This window comes from Mycobacterium sp. MAA66 (assembly GCF_041261665.1).
Taxonomy (GTDB): domain Bacteria; phylum Actinomycetota; class Actinomycetes; order Mycobacteriales; family Mycobacteriaceae; genus Mycobacterium.
The window spans coordinates 380,773-399,088 of the sequence record NZ_JBGCCC010000002.1; the positions used below are offsets into that span (position 1 = coordinate 380,773).

Annotated in this window: 24 protein-coding genes; 6 read left to right on the top strand and 18 right to left on the bottom strand. The window is 65.5% G+C overall.

Annotated elements, in window-relative coordinates; genetic code table 11:
* Positions 1 to 6: 6 nt before the first annotated feature.
* From ABIA30_RS08320 to secY, 7 genes are all read right to left on the bottom strand, one after another.
* Positions 7 to 654: an SRPBCC family protein gene (locus ABIA30_RS08320; RefSeq protein WP_370064036.1), complete on the bottom strand. Its 648-nt coding sequence runs from the start codon at positions 652 to 654 to the stop codon at positions 7 to 9.
* Positions 635 to 2,344, bottom strand: coding sequence for a thiamine pyrophosphate-binding protein (locus tag ABIA30_RS08325; protein WP_370064038.1), 1,710 nt, complete (start codon positions 2,342 to 2,344; stop codon positions 635 to 637). Before ABIA30_RS08325 ends, ABIA30_RS08320 begins: the two co-directional genes overlap by 20 nt.
* Positions 2,345 to 2,438: 94 nt before the next feature.
* Complete coding sequence (locus ABIA30_RS08330; RefSeq protein ID WP_370064040.1) at positions 2,439 to 3,164, bottom strand: anti-sigma factor; 726 nt, start codon at positions 3,162 to 3,164, stop codon at positions 2,439 to 2,441.
* Positions 3,161 to 3,676 (bottom strand): sigma-70 family RNA polymerase sigma factor, encoded by a 516-nt coding sequence (locus tag ABIA30_RS08335; RefSeq protein ID WP_370064042.1) that lies wholly within the window; start codon positions 3,674 to 3,676, stop codon positions 3,161 to 3,163. The genes ABIA30_RS08330 and ABIA30_RS08335 overlap by 4 nt, the downstream gene beginning before the upstream one ends.
* 52 nt (positions 3,677 to 3,728) lie before the next feature.
* Positions 3,729 to 4,523: a type I methionyl aminopeptidase gene (gene map / locus ABIA30_RS08340; protein ID WP_370064044.1), complete on the bottom strand. Its 795-nt coding sequence runs from the start codon at positions 4,521 to 4,523 to the stop codon at positions 3,729 to 3,731.
* The gene (locus ABIA30_RS08345; RefSeq protein ID WP_370064046.1) at positions 4,523 to 5,068 is read right to left on the bottom strand and encodes an adenylate kinase; all 546 of its coding nucleotides are present in this window, start codon (positions 5,066 to 5,068) and stop codon (positions 4,523 to 4,525) included. The genes map and ABIA30_RS08345 overlap by 1 nt, the downstream gene beginning before the upstream one ends.
* Positions 5,065 to 6,384, bottom strand: a complete 1,320-nt coding sequence (gene secY / locus ABIA30_RS08350) for a preprotein translocase subunit SecY (RefSeq protein WP_370064048.1) — start codon at positions 6,382 to 6,384, stop codon at positions 5,065 to 5,067. Before secY ends, ABIA30_RS08345 begins: the two co-directional genes overlap by 4 nt.
* 260 nt (positions 6,385 to 6,644) lie before the next feature.
* On the opposite strand from secY, the gene ABIA30_RS08355 reads away from it, so the two are divergent.
* The 4 genes from ABIA30_RS08355 to ABIA30_RS08370 all read left to right on the top strand — a co-directional run bounded on the left by ABIA30_RS08355 (position 6,645) and on the right by ABIA30_RS08370 (position 10,404).
* Positions 6,645 to 7,574 (top strand): class I SAM-dependent methyltransferase, encoded by a 930-nt coding sequence (locus ABIA30_RS08355; protein WP_370064050.1) that lies wholly within the window; start codon positions 6,645 to 6,647, stop codon positions 7,572 to 7,574.
* Positions 7,575 to 7,591: 17 nt separating this feature from the next.
* On the top strand, positions 7,592 to 8,494 hold the full coding sequence (locus ABIA30_RS08360; protein ID WP_370064052.1) for a class I SAM-dependent methyltransferase: 903 nt from the start codon (positions 7,592 to 7,594) through the stop codon (positions 8,492 to 8,494).
* Between the two features lie 13 nt (positions 8,495 to 8,507).
* Positions 8,508 to 9,416, top strand: coding sequence for a class I SAM-dependent methyltransferase (locus ABIA30_RS08365; protein WP_370064054.1), 909 nt, complete (start codon positions 8,508 to 8,510; stop codon positions 9,414 to 9,416).
* Between the two features lie 67 nt (positions 9,417 to 9,483).
* Positions 9,484 to 10,404 carry a class I SAM-dependent methyltransferase gene (locus ABIA30_RS08370; protein WP_370064055.1) on the top strand — a complete coding sequence of 307 codons (921 nt, stop codon included), beginning with the start codon at positions 9,484 to 9,486 and terminating at the stop codon, positions 10,402 to 10,404.
* Between the two features lie 27 nt (positions 10,405 to 10,431).
* Here the strand turns inward: ABIA30_RS08370 and sppA are convergent, their stop codons facing one another.
* Entirely contained in the window at positions 10,432 to 12,210 is a 1,779-nt protein-coding gene (gene sppA, locus ABIA30_RS08375) for a signal peptide peptidase SppA (RefSeq protein WP_370064057.1), read from the bottom strand.
* 157 nt (positions 12,211 to 12,367) lie between these two features.
* Between sppA and ABIA30_RS08380 the strand changes: the two genes are divergently transcribed.
* Positions 12,368 to 12,616: a hypothetical protein gene (locus ABIA30_RS08380; RefSeq protein WP_370064059.1), complete on the top strand. Its 249-nt coding sequence runs from the start codon at positions 12,368 to 12,370 to the stop codon at positions 12,614 to 12,616.
* A gap of 85 nt (positions 12,617 to 12,701) precedes the next feature.
* Complete coding sequence (locus ABIA30_RS08385) at positions 12,702 to 13,928, top strand: serine hydrolase domain-containing protein (RefSeq protein WP_370064061.1); 1,227 nt, start codon at positions 12,702 to 12,704, stop codon at positions 13,926 to 13,928.
* 87 nt (positions 13,929 to 14,015) lie between these two features.
* Here ABIA30_RS08385 and rplO read toward each other — a convergent pair whose 3' ends face one another.
* From rplO to rplN, 10 genes are all read right to left on the bottom strand, one after another.
* Positions 14,016 to 14,459, bottom strand: a complete 444-nt coding sequence (rplO, locus tag ABIA30_RS08390) for a 50S ribosomal protein L15 (protein WP_370064063.1) — start codon at positions 14,457 to 14,459, stop codon at positions 14,016 to 14,018.
* Positions 14,460 to 14,639 (bottom strand): 50S ribosomal protein L30, encoded by a 180-nt coding sequence (rpmD, locus tag ABIA30_RS08395; RefSeq protein WP_370064065.1) that lies wholly within the window; start codon positions 14,637 to 14,639, stop codon positions 14,460 to 14,462.
* A gap of 3 nt (positions 14,640 to 14,642) precedes the next feature.
* On the bottom strand, positions 14,643 to 15,308 hold the full coding sequence (rpsE, locus tag ABIA30_RS08400; protein WP_370064067.1) for a 30S ribosomal protein S5: 666 nt from the start codon (positions 15,306 to 15,308) through the stop codon (positions 14,643 to 14,645).
* Between the two features lie 31 nt (positions 15,309 to 15,339).
* Complete coding sequence (gene rplR / locus ABIA30_RS08405) at positions 15,340 to 15,741, bottom strand: 50S ribosomal protein L18 (RefSeq protein ID WP_370064070.1); 402 nt, start codon at positions 15,739 to 15,741, stop codon at positions 15,340 to 15,342.
* Between the two features lie 3 nt (positions 15,742 to 15,744).
* A complete protein-coding gene (rplF, locus tag ABIA30_RS08410; protein WP_370064072.1) occupies positions 15,745 to 16,284 on the bottom strand; it encodes a 50S ribosomal protein L6 in 540 nt (179 codons plus the stop codon).
* Positions 16,285 to 16,296: 12 nt separating this feature from the next.
* Positions 16,297 to 16,695, bottom strand: coding sequence for a 30S ribosomal protein S8 (gene rpsH / locus ABIA30_RS08415; RefSeq protein WP_370064074.1), 399 nt, complete (start codon positions 16,693 to 16,695; stop codon positions 16,297 to 16,299).
* A 103-nt stretch (positions 16,696 to 16,798) separates the two neighbouring features.
* Complete coding sequence (locus ABIA30_RS08420) at positions 16,799 to 16,984, bottom strand: type Z 30S ribosomal protein S14 (RefSeq protein WP_020109913.1); 186 nt, start codon at positions 16,982 to 16,984, stop codon at positions 16,799 to 16,801.
* 3 nt (positions 16,985 to 16,987) lie between these two features.
* Positions 16,988 to 17,551 carry a 50S ribosomal protein L5 gene (gene rplE / locus ABIA30_RS08425; protein WP_370064076.1) on the bottom strand — a complete coding sequence of 188 codons (564 nt, stop codon included), beginning with the start codon at positions 17,549 to 17,551 and terminating at the stop codon, positions 16,988 to 16,990.
* 1 nt (position 17,552) lies between these two features.
* Positions 17,553 to 17,870 (bottom strand): 50S ribosomal protein L24, encoded by a 318-nt coding sequence (rplX, locus tag ABIA30_RS08430; RefSeq protein ID WP_370064078.1) that lies wholly within the window; start codon positions 17,868 to 17,870, stop codon positions 17,553 to 17,555.
* Positions 17,871 to 18,239 carry a 50S ribosomal protein L14 gene (gene rplN, locus ABIA30_RS08435; RefSeq protein ID WP_020101420.1) on the bottom strand — a complete coding sequence of 123 codons (369 nt, stop codon included), beginning with the start codon at positions 18,237 to 18,239 and terminating at the stop codon, positions 17,871 to 17,873.
* Positions 18,240 to 18,316: the final 77 nt, after the last annotated feature.

Here is an 18,316-nt window from a genome sequence, read left to right on the forward strand (position 1 = left end):
GAGATCTCACTTCATCCACGCCGGCTTGACCGGCAGTCCGTTGCGATGCCGGTACTCGGCAATCGCTTTGAGGTTGTCCAATTCCAATCGATGGCCGGCACCGAACATGTCCCAGAAATCACCCACCCAAACCGGACGCTGCTCGGGCGCCGTGTCGGGGTACGGATTGTCGTCGTAGAACGGGTGATGGCAATTGGTCCACAACACCACCGAGCCCGGCTTGTCCAGCACGATCTGAGCGTCGACAACGCGCATCAGGTAGACCATCCACAGGTGCTTGCCCTGATCCCACGCGCAGTGATAGTCGACTGTCATCGACTCGCGATTTGCCACTGTGCGCGTGTAGATTTCGGTCTCCGACCCGAGCCGATCATAGGCCAGCCACAGATCCGGCTCGTCGGTCGCGGTGAACCCGCGCAGGCTATAGGTCCACTCCTCCAGACTGCGGGTATCGGCCAGATACTCGAACAATTCATCGGGTGGGCAGTCGATGTAGTCGTTGACGGTGCAGTACTCGCCGAATACCACGTCGTGGGGATACACCGAGCGCATCATCTCCATGATGATCGGGGTGGCCTTTTCACGCGGCGCGGTCTCGATGCGGACCACTCCGTCGAGGGGTTCGGTGATGTCGTCAAGCGCGGGCAGCGACATGTTCTGTGCTCTCTTTCTGATTTAGCCGTACGGTGTCGAGAAATGGTGCGAATGGCGGGATTTCATCGGCAGAGCATTCGATGCTGACCACCGACGGCCCGCCGGTGCCCAACGCATAGGCCAGTGCCGGGGCCAGCGAAGACAGTTCTGTGACGTCCACCGCATGCAGGCCCGAGAACATCGCGGCCAGCCCGGCACCCAGACGGCTCGGGGTGAACCGGTTGTAGCTGTACCGGTCGCCGTAGAACAACTGCTCGCGGGTGACGCACATGGCGTGCGCGTTGTTGTTGAACAGCACCAGCGTCAACGGCAGCTGATACTGGATCGCGGTATGCAATTCCATACCGTGCATGTAGAACGAGCCGTCGCCGGCCACCACGACCGTCCGTTGTCGGCCAGTACTTTTCGCGCGTGCGAAGCACATTCCTATACCGGCGCCGAAGCTGTATCCCATGCCGCCCATCCCGAGGGCCACCACGAACCGGCCACCGCGGCGCACCGGCAACTGATGGATCGCCGAGGCTCCGGTGTTACCCGCATCGACCACCACATCGGTACCGTCGGGCAGCATGTCGTCGAGCACGGCCATGGCGTCGCGGTACCGGACACCCGGCCCATCGTGGTCCGGCGGCTGCAGCTCGTACGCGGGCTCGGGTTCGAGCACCCGCAGACCGTGCGGCCTGCCCGAACCGGACAGTGATCGCGTCAGGGCCGCGAGCGACGCCTTCAAGTTCGTCGAATGTAAGTGCGCGGCAGGCACATACGGCTGTGCCGAACCGACGGACAGCGTCTGCACCTCGCCCAGCGCATCGTCGAGCCCGCCCCGGGCGGTCACCGATAACCGGGTGCCGACCAGCAGGCATACCGCACTGCGCGATACCGCGTCGGCCACCCGCGGGTGTCCCATCACGCCCGTCACGCCCAACCAAGACGAATGCCCAAGCCCCGGCGATCCACTGACATCCTTGGCGTCGGGTACCGTGGCGACCCAGGCCCGCAGGGTGGCGCGGAGCTCTTCGAGTTCAGCCCGGGCGTCGTCGCGGGCCACCTGCTCACCGGCGATGATGGTCACCGGCCCCAGCGCCCGGCGCAGCGCCTCGGCGATCGAAGTGGGATCGGCAATCTGCGAATCATCTTGGCTATCAATAGATTCAGTACGTTCAATGAGCCCCTGCTGGACATCTTTGGGCAGCAGGAGCACCGCCGGGCCGCCGGTGCGGGCGGCAGCCAGCGCCTCGCGCAGTGCCACACCGATGTCTTGCGGGTGCACCACTCGGCGGCAGTACACCGACACCGCCGAGAACAAGGCGTGGGCGTCCAGCGCTCCACCGCGACCACTGGTGTCCTGGAAACTTCCGCGGCCGTCCATTCCGGTCGGCGGCTGCCCGACCAACGCCAGCACGGGGACTCGGCTTGTCAGCGACTCCCCAAGTCCGGCAACAAGATTCAAGCTACCGCCACCGGATGTGGCGACCATCACACCAACTCCGCCCCCGGCCCGGCTGTAGCCGTCGGCCATGGTCGCAGCCGAGAATTCATGCTTGGCCAATATCGCGCTCAGCCCGTCGCAGTCGAATGCCGCGTCGAAGAGGTCCTCGATATTGGCGCCGTCGACCCCGAAGATGTGCTCGATCCCGGATGCCGCCAGGTGCTCGACGATGTGGTCGACCACCCGATACGTGCCGGCCATCTGCCACCTGCTTTCGCTCGTCCACTTCGGGTTACCCGCGGGTATACCAATGAAACGAAGGCGACCGGTGAACGGTTCAATGCAGGCGAAAGATTTACAGGTTGCGCTCCAGCAGAACTTTGCCCGTGTCAGCGGAAACCAGTTGCACCGCAGCGATTTTCTCCACCGGCAACGGGGTGTTTCCGCTGGGCAGCGCCGTCGCTCCGGACATGCCGAGCCAGGTGGCGACCTGATTTCGGGTGCCGTCGCGGCCCACCACGACCATACCCAGGTTGCTCGGCGGTGCGGCCGGACCGCTGGACCAGTCACCGTAACTGCACGCCATGTCGATACGAGTGCCCCAGCTGTAGCCGGTCATCGCGATGGTGGCGTTGAACGGAGTGGGCGCGACATGGCTCATCGGCAGCTGTTGCGCCTGGGTCTCGGTGGTGCCCGCCCCGAATATCTCGGGTTGCACGACAGCGACGGCGCCAACGGCCAGCACCGCAGCGGCGACGCCTACCGCAGCCGAGGTCAGCAACCGCGACCGGCGACGGCGCCAACGCACCTTGGCCAGCACCGATTCCAGAACCTCCGGGCGAAGCGGTGGCTCGGCCTGCACAGCGGCAGCGCCGGGCAACTCATCAGCAGTGAGCAGTCCCAGCAGGGCCGGCATGCCACTGAGCTCGGCCACTGCCGCCCGGCACCGGTCACAGGTCTGCAGATGAGCCTCGTATTCGCGGTGCTCATCAGGCGACAGCGCGCCCAAGGTGTACGCGGCATCCCAGGTTTCGTACGGGTCGTCGCCCAAGGGCCCGACGGACTTCAGATGCGAGGTCATCGAGTCACCCCCATTTCCTGCAGATTCAGACGCAGGGACCGGACCGCGTAGTGCAGTCTGGATTTCACTGTGCCCTCGGCGATCTCAAGTTCGGTCGCGATCTGGGCAACGCTCAGGCCCCGGTAGTAAGCCCGTTCGACCACCGCGCGGTGGTCAGTGGACAGTTGGCTCAGCGCCGCGCCGAGCAGCATCTTGTCCAGCGTGTTGTCCACCTGGTCCGGCGTGGCCCGTTCGGCCACGGACTCGGTGTCCGCGGTGGTGGTTTCGTGCCGACGGCGGGCACTGCGTTGTTCGTCGATGATCAGATTGCGCGCCACAGTGAACAGCCAGGCCCGCACCGACCGTTCTGTATCGGCCGTGACGTCGGGATGACTCCAAGCCCGCACCAATGTTTCCTGCACGATGTCCTCCGAGCGTGCCGGATCGCCGGTCAGCCGCAACGCGTAGCGCCACAATGCTTGAGCGTGTTCGTCGTAGAGAACCCGCATCATGGCGGCCTCCGGATCGCTCATCCACTAAACCTCCGCCGTAGACACGAGGTAGACAGTGATCCGGTTCACACAGTCAGGGCAGCGTCAGGATCCTGGGCCCGTCCGCGGTGACCGCGACGGTGTGTTCCCAATGTGCTGCACGCGACCCGTCAGTGGTGACGACCGTCCACTCGTCGTCCAGTATGACGGTCTTGGTGGTCCCCAGGGTCAGCATCGGCTCGATGGCCAGCACGGACCCGACCTCCAGGTATGGTCCGCGTCCGGGTGATCCCTCGTTGGGCAGGAACGGGTCCATGTGCATCTCGCGGCCGATCCCGTGACCGCCGTAGTTGGCCACGATGCCGAACTTCCGGCCGTAGCGAGCCTCGGCGGCGTGGGTGCCCTTGGCGATGGCGTGTGAGACGTCAGTGAGGCGGTTCCCCGGCAGCATGGCGGCGATGCCCGCCTCCATCGATTCCCGGGTGGCGTCGGACAGTTTCTGGTCGGCGTCGATCAGCTGGCCGACCCCGAAGGTGACCGCCGAGTCGCCGTGCCAACCGTCGAGGATCGCGCCGCAATCGATGGAGACCAGATCGCCGTCGACGAGCAGCTCGTCGGCGGTCGGGATGCCATGCACGACCCGGTCGTTGACCGACGCGCAGATGGTCGCCGGAAAACCGTGATAGCCCAGGAAGGACGGGATGCCGCCGCCGTCCCGGATCACCGATTCGGCGATGTTGTCCAGGTCAAGAGTCGACATTCCGGGAGCCGCGGCGGTCCGGACGGCGGCCAGGGCGGCGGCAACCAGGGCGCCGGCAGCGGCCATCGAGTCGAGCTCGGCGGCAGTGCGCGAAGGAACGACCTTACGTCGGCCGGGCAGCCCGATCACTACTGGCCGAGGGCCTGCAAGGCGCGGGCAAACACCTCGTCGAGGCTGCCGATCGCATCGACCGACTTCAACTCGTCGTGGTAGTAGTCCAGCAACGGAGCGGTCTCATCGCGGTACACCTTCATCCGGTTGAGGATGACCTCTTCGGTGTCGTCGGCGCGACCGCGGCTCTTGAGCCGGGTCAGCAGTTCGGATTCGGAGACCCGGAACTCGAGCACTGCGTCCAGCTTGAGGTTGCGCTTGGCCAGCATTTCCTTGAGTGCCTCGGCCTGCTCCACCGACCGCGGGAAGCCGTCGAGGATGAATCCACCTGCTACGTCGGCATCGCCCAGCCGGTCATCGACCAGCGCATTGGTCAGCTCGGCCGGGACCAGATCACCGGCGTCGAGGTACTTCTTGGCTTCCACACCGAGCGGGGTGCCGCCCGCGATGTTGCTGCGGAACAGATCGCCGGTGGAGATCTGAGGAATGCCGAACTTCTCGGCGATCTTCTCGGCCTGCGTGCCCTTGCCCGCCCCCGGCGGTCCCAGCAGAACCATTCTCACTTGAGGAACCCTTCGTAGTTGCGCTGCATGAGCTGGCTCTCGATCTGTTTGACCGTATCCAGACCCACTCCGATCATGATCAGCACCGCGGTACCGCCGAATGGCAGGTTCTGTACCCCGCCGGAGCTGCCCATTCCCAGGAACACGTTGGGGAGCACCGCGATCACACCCAGGTAGATCGAGCCGGGCAGGGTGATCCGGCTCAGGACATACCGGAGGTAGTCGGCGGTCGGTTTACCCGGTCGAATACCCGGGATGAACCCACCGAACTTCTTCATCTCGTCTGCGCGCTCATCGGGGTTGAACGTGATCGATACATAGAAGTAGGTGAAGAAGATGATCAGACCGAAGTAGATGGCGATGTAGGCCGGGTTGCTCGGGTCGGTGAGGTAGCTACCGACGAACCGGTCCCACTTGTTGTTGCTCGGTTTTCCGCCCTCGACCAGCTGGGTGATCAAGTGCGGGATGTAGATCAGCGACGAGGCGAAGATGACTGGGATGACGCCCGCCTGGTTCACCTTCAACGGCAGATAGGTCGAGGTACCGCCATACATCCGTCGGCCCACCATGCGCTTGGCGTACTGCACCGGGATACGGCGCTGGCCCTGCTCGACGAACACGACGCCGATGATGATGATGAGCGCCGACGCGCAGACCGCGGCGAACACCAGGCCACCACGGCTCTGCAGGATGGACTGGCCCTCGGCCGGGATCCGGGCGGCGATGCCGGCGAAGATCAGCAGCGACATGCCGTTGCCGATACCGCGCTCGGTGATCAGCTCGCCCATCCACATGACCAACGCGGCACCGGCCGTCATCACCAGCACGATCACGATCAGCGTGAAGATGGCCGAATCCTCGAGGATCGGCGACTGGCACGACGGGAACAGTGCACCGTTGGCGGCCAGGGCGACGATCGAGGTGCCCTGCAGCACGGCCAGGGCGACGGCGAGATAACGCGTGTACTGCGTCATCTTCGACTGGCCGGCCTGGCCTTCTTTACGCAGCTGTTCGAACCGCGGGATGACGACGGTCAGCAGCTGCACGATGATGCTCGCGGTGATGTACGGCATGATGCCGACCGCGAACACGGTCAGTTTCAACAGCGCGCCACCGGAGAACAGGTTGATGAGCGAGTAGACCTGAGCCGAATCAGAGCCCGACGCTTCGGTGATGCACTTCTGCACGTTCTGGAAGTTCACCCCTGGCGACGGCAGCGATGCGCCGACCCGATACATGACCACAAGTCCAATCGTGAAGAGGATCTTGCGTCTAAGATCGGCCGTCCGCAACGACGAAATGAAAGCCGAAAGCACTCTTCCTCCTGCGCAGCCGAGCTCGGGGTCGCGGCGTGCCGATGGGGCTGGTCAAGTCCAGCGTGTGGTTACGTCGTACGCGGTCAGCGGCAGGGTCCGTGGCCTGCACCGTCGCGTCGTCAAATCAGTCTCCGAGAATAACAGTTGACCCCCGCTGGTCCTGCATCCGCTTCGCCCGGACCGTTCATTCAGATTTGAGGCGTACAGTCGGCCACGAGTTGTTACACAAGCTAACTACCTGTGGATTATGGGGAACCGACATGCCTCGCACCGATAACGACACCTGGGATCTGGCCTCCAGCGTGGGCGCCACCGCCACCATGGTCGCAGCCGCTCGTGCCGTCGCGACCAAAGCAGAAGATCCGATCATCGACGACCCGTTCGCCGCTCCCCTGGTGCGCGCCGTCGGCGTCGAGTTCTTCACCAAACTGGTCGACGGCACCACCAATTTCGAACAACTCGCCGCCGACGGGTCCGGGATGGCCCAGTTCGCCAACGGCATGGCCGCCCGCACCCGGTTCTTCGATGACTTCTTCCACGACGCCGGCGCCGCCGGGATCCGCCAGGCCGTGATCCTGGCCTCCGGTTTGGATTCCCGGGCCTACCGGCTGTCCTGGCCGGCCGGCACCATCGTCTACGAGATCGACCAGCCCGAGGTGCTCGAATTCAAGGCCCGGGCCCTGGCCCACCTGGGCGCCGCGCCGACCACCGGCCGCCGCACGGTGCCGATCGACCTCCGCGACGACTGGCCGGCCGCGCTGCGGGCCGCAGGTTTCGACGCCGGCCAGCCGACCGCCTGGATCGCCGAGGGACTGTTCGGCTACCTGCCGCCCGAGGCCCAAGACCGCCTGCTGGATCAGGCTTCCGAGCTCAGTGCACCCGGCAGCTGGTTCGGCGCCGAAGGCGTGCCGGCCGTACAGGCCGCGGACCAGGACAAGGCACGCGAACGTATGAAGGCGATGTCGGACAGCTGGCAGCAGCACGGTTTCGACCTGGACTTCACCGAATTGGTCTACCTGGGAGAGCGCGCCGACGTCACGACCTATCTGCAGGGCCACGACTGGCAGACCACCGCTGTCAGCGCCAATGACCTGCTGGTCCGCAACGGCCTGCCACCCATTGAGATCGATTCGGACAGTGATGACCAGGCCACTTTCGGCGTGGTCGCCTACATCACCGCGAAGAAGTAGAAGGACAGGAGCGTTCGATGGCACGTACCGATACCGACACCTGGGACCTGGCCTCCAGCGTCGGGGCCACCGCCACCATGGTGGCCGCCGCCCGTGCGCTGGCCAGCCGGGAAGCCGAACCGCTGATCCACGACCCGTACGCCGATCCGCTGGTGCGAGCCGTGGGCGTGGAGTTCTTCGTCAAACTGCTCGACGGTGAGATCGAGATCGACGGTGACGTCGGCGACGTGGCCACGATGATGACCTCGATGATGGCCGTGCGCACCAAGTTCTTCGACGATTTCTTTGTCGACGCGACCGCCTCGGGCATCCGCCAAGCCGTCATTCTGGCCTCCGGCCTGGATTCGCGGGCCTACCGGCTGTCCTGGCCGGCCGGCACCGTCGTCTACGAGATCGACCAGCCCGAGGTGATCGGCGCCAAGACTGCGACCATGACACAGATCGGGGCCTCCCCGACCTGCGAACGGCGCACGGTGGCGATCGATCTGCGTGAGGACTGGCCGGCCGCACTGAAGGGCGCCGGCTTCGATCCGTCGGCGCCGACGGCGTGGAGCGCCGAAGGACTGCTGATCTATCTGCCGTCGGAAGCCCAGGACAAGCTGTTCGACAACATCAACACGCTGTCCGCGCCGGGCAGCCGGCTGGCGACCGAATACCACACCGACCACGGAGCGGCGATGCGGCAGCGCAGCGAGTCGATGAGTGACCGGTGGCGGGAGAACGGCCTGGATCTGAACCTCTCGGACCTCTGGTACCAGGGCGAACGCAACTCGGTGGTCGACTACCTCGACGGCCACGGATGGCAGAGCACCTCCCGACCGCGGCCCGAGATATTCGCCGAGTACGGCCGCACCTTCCCCGATACCGAAGACAACCTGGCACTGCGCAATTCGCTTGCCGTGACCGCCACCAAGAACTAAGGAGCTGCAGAACATGGCACGTACAGACGGCGATTCCTGGGACCTGGCCTCCAGCGTCGGCGCCACCGCCACCATGGTGGCGGGGCAGCGCGCTCTGGCCCACCGTGAGCAGTTGATCGACGATCCATTCGCCGAGCCGCTGGTGCGGGCCGTCGGCCTGGACTTTTTCACCAAGGCCCTGGACGGCGAGCTCAAACTCGAAGACGTCGACCCGAATTTCACCCCGCGCCGCGCCGCCGAGGGCATGACGGTACGGACCCGGTTCTTCGACCAGGTGTTCACCGATGCCGCGGCCGCCGGGGTCCGGCAGGCGGTCATCCTGGCTGCGGGACTGGACGCCCGGGCTTACCGGTTGCCCTGGCCGGCCGGCACCGTCGTCTACGAGATCGACCAGCCCGAGGTCATCGCGTTCAAGACCCAGACGCTGACCGAGTTGGGCGCCGCCCCGACCACAGACCGCCGCGCGGTATCGATCGACCTGCGCGAGGACTGGGTCACGGCGTTGAAGGACAACGGTTTTGACCCGTCGGCACCGACCGCCTGGATCGCCGAGGGCCTGTTGATCTATCTGCCGCCCGAAGCACAGGACAAGCTGTTCGACAACATCACCGCGCTGTCGGCGCCGGGCAGCTTCGTGGCCTGCGAGCAGATCGGCGACATGTCCACTTTCGACGACGACAGGCACAAGTTGATGAGCGAGCGGATGAAAGCGCTCGGCTCGAACATCGAGATGACCGACCTGATCTATCAGGGCGATCGCAATCACGTAGTCGACTACCTGGACGGCCACGGCTGGGACGTCACCGCGATCTCGATGGCAGATGCCTACGCCGCCAACGCTTTCGAGTTTCCCGACGACGAAATGTCACGGGCCTTCGGCGACCTCAAATACGTCCGTGCGGTACTGACTCAGCAGCGGTGATGGCGGGCTCGTCGAAGAGCGACGTCATCTGGTGTTTTATCTGTTCGCACGGCTGAAATGAGGCGGTATGGCACGGGTTGACGGCGACAGCTGGGATCTGGCATCGAGCGTCGGCGCGACCGCCACGCTGGTGGCAGCGGGGCGGGCCATCGCCAGCACGGCGCCGCACGGGTTGATCAACGACCCGTTTGCGGCGCCGCTGGTACGGGCAGTGGGGATCGACGCATTCACCAAGATGGTCGACGGTGAATTGACCTTGGAGACCATCGAGTCATTCGCCCCGGACGCCGCCGAGCGGGCACGCGCCAACATCGATGAGATGGCCGTGCGCACCAAGTTCTTCGACGACTTCTTCGTGACGTCCACCGATGGCGGTATCAGGCAGGCGGTCATCCTGGCATCCGGACTGGACGCTCGCGCCTACCGGTTGCCCTGGCCGGCCGGCACCGTCGTCTACGAGATCGACCAGCCCGAGGTCATCGCGTTCAAGACCCAGACACTGACCGAGTTGGGCGCCGCCCCGACCACAGACCGCCGCACGGTATCGATCGACCTGCGCGAGGACTGGGTCACGGCGTTGAAGGACAACGGTTTTGACCCCTCGGCACCGACCGCCTGGATCGCCGAGGGCCTGTTGATCTATCTGCCGCCCGAAGCACAGGACAAGCTGTTCGACAACATCGACGACCTCAGCGCGCCCGGCAGCACCCTGGCTACCGAATTCGTGCCCGGGCTCAAGGATTTCGACCCGGACAAGGCGCGAGCCGCGGCGGCCGGATTCAGCCAGATCGGGTTGAACATCGACATGCCGTCGCTGATCTACCACGGCGAACGGCACTCGGCCACCGACTATCTGGCCGACAAAGGCTGGCAGATGACCGGCATCGCCCGGTCGGATCTGTTCGCCCGGTACGGCCTAGCGGTACCGCATATGCGCGATCAGGATCCGATGGGCGAAATCGTCTACATCAGCGGCACTTTGGGCTGACCGGCCGGCGGCGGCTAACTCGTCCGGTCAGAAACGGTGGTCACCCAACCAGAGCGCGCTGACCCCGTTCACCGAGCGCTCGACCTGGCCGAGTGCGCCGGCCAACGAGCGACCCAACAGTGCCGCCACCGCGTCGGGCAACGATGCGGCGGCGGGCTGCGACGAGGACTTGGGCCGCAGGTAGTCCAGCAGGGACGAGCCCGGGTAGTTGACCAGCTTGACCGAGGTGTCCGCATCCAGGCCGGCCAACACCTTGGCCCTGCGCACCGCTGTACGCAGTCCGCCGAGTTCGTCGACCAGCCCGTGTTCCTTGGCGTCGGCACCGGTCCACACCCGTCCGCGGGCCACCTGGTCGACGGCATCCGCGGTCATCTTCCGGCCCTGCGCGGCCCGGTGCACAAAGTCGGTGTAGAACAGGTCGGCCTCGGCCACCACATGGGCGTGCTGGGCCTCGGTGAATGGCTGGTTCGCCGACCAGGCATCAGCATTGTCGTTGGTGCGCACCGAATCCGAGCCGACACCGAGACGTTCCTTGAGCCCCTTGGTGACCAGCTTGCCGGTCACCACACCGATCGACCCGGTGATGGTGCCGGAGTTGGCGACGATGTGGTCGGCGGCCATCGAGACGTAGTAGCCGCCCGACGCGGCCACCGAACCCATCGATGCGACAACGGGTTTCCCCGCCTCACGGAGCCGCACCACCTCGCGCCAGATGGTCTCCGAGCCGGTCACCGCACCGCCGGGGCTGTCCACCCGCAGCACAACGGCTTGCACCTCGTCGTCGGCGGCGGCTTCGCGCAGCGCTGCCGCGATGGTGTCGCCGCCGGCGCTGGATGGACCGGGAGGAAAGACCGACGGTCCGCCCCGGCCACTGACGATCGCGCCGTGCAGGGTGACCACGGCGATGGTGGGCTTCTTCTTAAGGCCAGGGATGGACGGCACTTCGGGCAACGCGTGGCCGGCGGTGGCATGGGCGTAGCGGCCCAGGAACAGTCGCGGCGGGGCGTCCTTGGCATCGGCTTGCGTTGCACCACCGGCCAATTCGCACAGCCGGCCGTATGCCTCGTCCCGGAAACCGATGCGGTCCAACAGGTTTGCCGCCACCGCGTCGTCGCGCAGCAACGGTGCACGGTCGACGAGCGCGTCGAGCTCACTGGCGTCGATGGCCCGCGACTCGGCGATGGCGGCCAATACCTGGCTGTGCAGGCTTTCGATGAGCCGGCTGTCGGCCTCGCGGTGCGGTGCGGTGTAGCTGTCCTGGGTGAACATGTTCGCCGCCGACTTGTACTCGCCGCGGGCGACGAACTGCGCTTCGATGCCGGCCTTGTCGAACGCATCGCGCAGGAACATGGCGTTGGTGGCGAAGCCGACCAGCGCGACGGTGCCCGACGGCTGCATCCACACCTCGCGGAATGCCGAGGCCAGGTAGTACGACATAGTGCCCGGGTAGGTCTCGGCCCACGCGATCGACGGCTTGACTGCACTGAACGCGGCGATGGCTTCGCGTAGCTCCTGCACCGGACCGGCTGCGGCAGCGGGCAATTGGACCCGCGCGATCAGGCCGGCCACCCGATCGTCCTCGGCCGCACGGTGAATGGCGGCGACCACCTCGCGCAGCATCAGCGGCCGGGAGTGCCCCATGACCAGGGCCACCGGGTCGAAGCCTGCGGTCTCCGGCGGCACGGCCTGCAGGTCCAGTTCGAGGACGCAACCGCTGGGCACGCCGTGGTGACGCGCAGTGTCGACTTTGCGGACGATCGCACGCAGCTCGTCGGGACCGGGCAGCCCGGGCAGGAAAGAACGCATCCCACGAGACTACCCATCTGCCGAACCGGACAACTAGGTCGCAAAGTGCAAGTAGAACCGGCCACCAGGTCGATCTCGTGATCGTCGATCGCGTTCCGCTCTCGGCGGCCGCAGAGCGGCGTTATGCTCGAGTTCCATCTGCTCATCGGGAGCTCTCATGGCGAGAATCAAGTATCTAGCGCCGCTGGTGATGATGACCGTCGCAGTATCGACTGTCGGCACCGCACCCGCTCAAGCGCAGCCCGGAAGCGACCAAAGCTGCCAGTTCTCCGCGGGGTCCGGACCTCATTCTGCGTGCGCTTCGGCGCCGGAGGATGACTATCCCGACATCTTCTGGCCTGGCAGCGGCTATGGCTACGGCACCTTCCCGCGCGGCGGCATGCCCGGAATCTGGAGGGGCTTCTAGCCAGCCGGGCGGCCGACACCCAAATCCCCCACGGGTTTGGGGCAATGACGTCTACCCGCACGCGAATCCGTTACAGAATCACCTCATGGTGCTCAAGGTCGACGTCCCACCGAAGCTGATCCACGGCGACGCCGACGAGGGCTACGGCAAGGTGGCCGACGCGTTCCGCGCCAACTTCGCGGCCGGACACGAAGTCGGTGCCGCGGTATCGGTGTACCGGGACGGCCGCAAGGTGGTCGACATGTGGGGCGGCTACCGCGACGGCCGGACGCTGTCGCCTTGGCAGGGCGACGCCCTGGTCAACATGTTCTCCTCGACGAAAGGTGTTGCGGCGCTGTGCGTCGCACATGCCGTCTCGAAGGGACTGCTGGACTACGACGACAAGGTGACCGACCACTGGCCCGAGTTCGTGCAACACGGCAAGGGTGAGGTCACCGTCCGCCAACTGTTGGCGCACCAGGCCGGCCTGTGCGCGCTCTCGCCGAATCCGACTCTCGCAGACATCGCCGATCCGGCCCGCCTTTCACCGATCCTGGCCGCGCAGAAGCCCGCGTGGACGCCCGGCACCCGGCACGGCTACCACGCCATCACCATCGGCTGGTACGAGTCCGAGCTGATCCGCCGCACCGACGGCCGCACGCTGGGGCGCTACCTGGCCGACGAGATCGCCGGTCCGCTCGGACTGGACCTGTACATCGGCCTGCCCGACACCCTGGACCGGACCCGGGTGGCGACCCTGCACCAGTGGAAACGGCACGAGGTCCTGAGTCACCTCGATGTCATGCCGGCCGGGTTCCTGCTGGGCAGCCTCAACCCGGCTGGGCTGTTGGCGCGGTCCGCGGCGATCCCGGCCGACGTCGACCCCTATCGGGGGGATTACAACCGCGAGGATGTGCGCCGGGTCGAGATCCCGTCGGCCAACGGCACCGGCGCCGCACGATCTCTGGCTCAGCTGTACGGCCACGCGGCCGTGCGCGGGACCGGATTGGGCTTCACGCCGAAGGTCTTCAAATCCTTGACCGCACCGTCCCGCATTCCGTCCGGCGGCGCGCGGGACATGGTCATGCGCATGGACAGCGCATACGCTCTCGGCTTCTGTAAACAGTTCCCCCGCATGGTGTTCGGCTCGTCGTCGCGGGCTTTCGGCACACCCGGCTTCGGCGGCTCATTCGGATTCGCCGACCCCGACACGGGAGTCGGCTTCGGCTACGTGATGAACCGGCTCGGCTTCCACCTGGTCAGCGATCCGCGCGAACTGGCTCTGCGCCAGGCTCTCTTCCACGACACCCTCGGCGCCCGTCCGCAGATCTGAGCTCACGAGCAGTCCCGCGGTACCCATAGCAAAAACCCCCAATTCCTTGCGGAATCGGGGGTTTTCGCGTCTGCTCGCGCAGAAAAGTTACAGCTCGGTGGCGCTACCGCCGGCAGCGGTGATCGCCTCACGGGCGCTACCGCTGAACTTGTTGGCGGTGACGTCGATCTTGACGCCCAGCTTGCCGTCGCCAAGAACCTTCACCAGAACGTTCTTGCGGACCAGGCCCTTGGCCACCAGCTCGTCCACACCGACCGAGCCGCCGGCCGGGAACGCCTTGGCGATGTCGCCGACGTTCACCACCGCGTACTCGGTGCGGAAGCGGTTACGGAAGCCCTTGAGCTTCGGCAGCCGCATGTGGATCGGCATCTGGCCACCCTCGAACGTCACGGGGACGTTCTTGCGGGCCTTGGTGCCCTTGGTACCGCGGCCGGAGGTCTTACCCTTGGAGCCCTCACCGCGACCGACACGGGTCTTGGCCTTCTTGGACCCGGCAGCAGGCTTCAGGTCGTGCAGCTTGATGACGCTCATTTACGCCTCCTCAACGGTAACGAGGTGGGCAACCACCGCGAGCAGACCACGGGTCTGCGCGTTGTCCTCGCGAACGACGGACTGGCGGATCTTTCGCAGTCCCAGTGTGCGCAGGCTCTCGCGCTGCTTCCACCGGGCACCCACGGTGCCGCGCACCTGGGTGATCTTCACTTCAGCCATGAGTTATGCCGATCCTTCACGCGCTGCCGATGCGGCCAGCGCTTCAGCCTCACGCCGGGCCCGCAGCATGCCGGCCGGCGCAACATCTTCGATGGGCAGGCCACGACGGGCCGCCACTTCTTCCGGACGCTGCAGCTGCTTCAGCGCGGCAACGGTGGCGTGCACCACGTTGATCGCGTTGTCGCTGCCCAGCGACTTGGCCAGGATGTCGTGCACGCCGGCGCATTCCAGCACCGCACGCGCCGCGCCACCGGCGATCACACCGGTACCCGGACTGGCCGGACGCAGCATCACGACACCGGCAGCGGCTTCGCCCTGCACCGGGTGCACGATGGTGCCACCGATCAGCGGAACCCGGAAGAAGCCCTTGCGGGCCTCCTCGACGCCCTTGGCGATGGCGGCCGGAACTTCCTTGGCCTTGCCGTAGCCGACACCCACCATGCCGTGGCCGTCGCCGACGATCACCAGCGCGGTGAAGCTGAAGCGCCGACCGCCCTTGACCACCTTCGAGACACGGTTGATGGTGACAACGCGCTCGATGTAGTTACTCTTCTCGGCGTTGTCGCGACCACCGCGACCACCGCGGTCGTCACGACGGCCCCGACGATCGTCGGAACGTCCGCCACGGGACTCGCTGTTGGCCCCGGCTCCATTAGCCTGCTCGGCCATCATGCAGTCCTTCCGTTGGTGAAGTAAGTCATCAGAACGCCAACCCGCCTTCTCGCGCAGCGTCGGCGAGGGCGGCGATCCGGCCGCCGTAGGTGTAGCCACCGCGGTCGAAGACGACCTCGGAGATGCCCGCGGCCTTGGCGCGCTCGGCGATCAGCTGACCGACCCGGGTGCTGACGGCCTTCTTGTCACCCTCGACGGCACGCACGTCTGCCTCGATCGACGACGCGGCGGCCAGCGTGGTGCCGGACAGGTCGTCGATGAGCTGGACGTGGATGTGCCGCGAGCTGCGGTTGACCATCAGGCGCGGACGCTCGGCGGTACCGGCGACCTTCTTGCGCAGCCGGGAGTGACGGCGCAGACGCGCCACCCGACGGGTCTCGGAAACGTTCTTGCCCAACGGCTTACGCTTGGCAGTTTCAGTGTTAGCCATTGCTTACTTACCTGTCTTTCCGACCTTGCGGCGGATCGTCTCACCCTCGTAGCGAATGCCCTTGCCCTTGTAAGGGTCGGGGCGACGCAGGCGGCGGATGACGGCCGAGATCTGGCCGACCTTCTGCTTGTCGATGCCGGACACCGAGAACTTGGTCGGGGTCTCGACGGCGAACGTGATGCCCTCGGGAGCCTCGATCAGCACCGGGTGGCTGTAGCCGAGCGCGAACTCCAGGTTCGAGCCCTTGGCCTGCACGCGGTAACCGACACCGAAGATCTCCATCTTGGTGACGTAGCCCTGCGTCACACCGGTCACCAGGTTGGCGATCAGGGTGCGCGACAGACCGTGCAACGAGCGGTTGCGACGCTCGTCGTTGGGACGGGACACCACGATGGCGCCCTCGTCATTGCGGGAAACCTCGATGGGCTCGGCAACGTCGAGCACCAGGGTGCCCTTGGGCCCCTTGACCGCGACGTTCTGCCCTTCGATGGTCACATCGACCCCGGCGGGAACCAGGACCGGCTGCTTACCAATACGCGACATGTTTTCTGCCCCCTACCAGACGTAAGCGAGGACTTCGCCGCCCACGCCTTGTCGAGCTGCCTGGCGGTCGGTGAGCAGACCCGTGGACGTGGAGATGATCGCCACGCCAAGGCCACCCAGCACCCGCGGCAGGTTGGTGGATTTCGCGTACACCCGCAGACCGGGCTTGGACACCCGGCGGAGACCGGCGATGCTGCGCTCGCGGCTCGGGCCGTACTTCAGCGACACAACGAGGCTCTTGCCCACACGGGCGTCCTCGGTGCGGTAGTCAGTGATGTAACCCTCGCGCTTGAGGATCTCAGCGATGTTCGCCTTGATCTTCGAGTGCGGCAGGGTCACCTCGTCGTGGTACGCCGAGTTGGCGTTGCGCAGACGTGTCAAGAAGTCTGCGATCGGATCCGTCATGGTCATGACAGCCGGCTCACCTTCCTCGCGGCGGTTCCGCCCCATCGAATGGATTGGGAGGCCTTCCGCGCCTTTCTAAATGGTCTTTTGGTCCTGGGTTCCGGCGGAATTACCAGCTGGACTTCTGCACACCCGGCAGTTCGCCGGCGTGTGCCATCTCGCGCAGGCAGATCCGGCACAGGCCGAACTTGCGGAACACGGCGTGCGGACGACCGCACCTGTTGCAGCGGGTGTACCCGCGCACGGCGAACTTCGGCTTCTTGTTGGCCTTGTTGACCAGTGCCTTCTTTGCCATTACTCAGTTCTCCTTGAACGGGAAGCCCAGGGCCCGCAGCAACGCACGGCCTTCGTCATCGGTGGTCGCCGAGGTGACGACGGTGATGTCCATACCCCGCGGCCGGTCGATCGAGTCCACGTCGATCTCGTGGAACATCGACTGCTCGGTCAGACCAAAGGTGTAGTTGCCGTTGCCGTCGAACTGCTTGGCCGAGAGGCCGCGGAAGTCGCGGATACGCGGCAGTGCGATCGAGATCAGCCGGTCCAGGAACTCCCACATCCGGTCGTTGCGCAGCGTGACGCGGGCGCCGATCGGCATGCCCTCGCGCAGCTTGAACTGAGCGATCGACTTGGTGGCCTTGCGGATCTCCGGCTTCTGGCCGGTGATCAGGGCCAGGTCGTTGACCGCGCCGTTGATCAGCTTGGCGTCACGGGCGGCGTCACCGACACCCATGTTGACGATGACCTTCACCACGCCCGGGATCTGCATGACGTTGGCGTACTTGAACTCGTTGTTCAGCGCGTCGCGGATCTCTTCGCGGTAGCGCGTCTTCAGCCGCGGCTGAACCTTTTCCACTGTGGTCATCTCAGATGTCCTTGCCATTGCGCTTCGAGATGCGAACCTTCTTGCCGCTCTCTTCGTCGACTCGGTAGCCGATGCGGGTCGGCTGGCCGTCCGAGTCCACCACCATCACGTTGGAGACGTGGATCGCGGCCTCCTGGGTGACGATGCCGCCGGAGGAAGCGCCACGCTCGTTGGTCGAGACCGCGGTGTGCTTCTTGATCCGGTTGACGCCCTCGACCAGGACCTTGTTGCGGGTCGGGTAGGCCTCGATGACCTTGCCCTTGGCACCCTTGTCCTTGCCGGCGATGACAAGAACGGTGTCGCCCTTGTGGACCTTCATTTACAAAACCTCCGGAGCCAGCGAGACGATCTTCATGAACTTCTTCTCGCGCAGTTCACGACCGACCGGCCCGAAGATGCGGGTGCCGCGGGGGTCGTTGTCGTTCTTGATGATCACGGCGGCGTTCTCATCGAACTTGATGTAGCTGCCGTCCGGACGACGACGTTCCTTGACGGTGCGCACCACGACGGCCTTGACCACATCACCGCGCTTGACGTTGCCGCCCGGGATGGCGTCCTTGACGGTCGCCACGATGATGTCGCCGATCCCGGCATAGCGCCGCGACGAACCGCCGAGAACGCGGATGCACAAGATCTCCTTGGCGCCCGTGTTGTCGGCGACCTTCAGTCGCGATTCCTGCTGAATCACTCGATCTCCTCGATATCTGTGCACGACGAGCAGCACGAAACTGCTCGACGTACGCGGTCTTTGTTACCGAAAGGCAC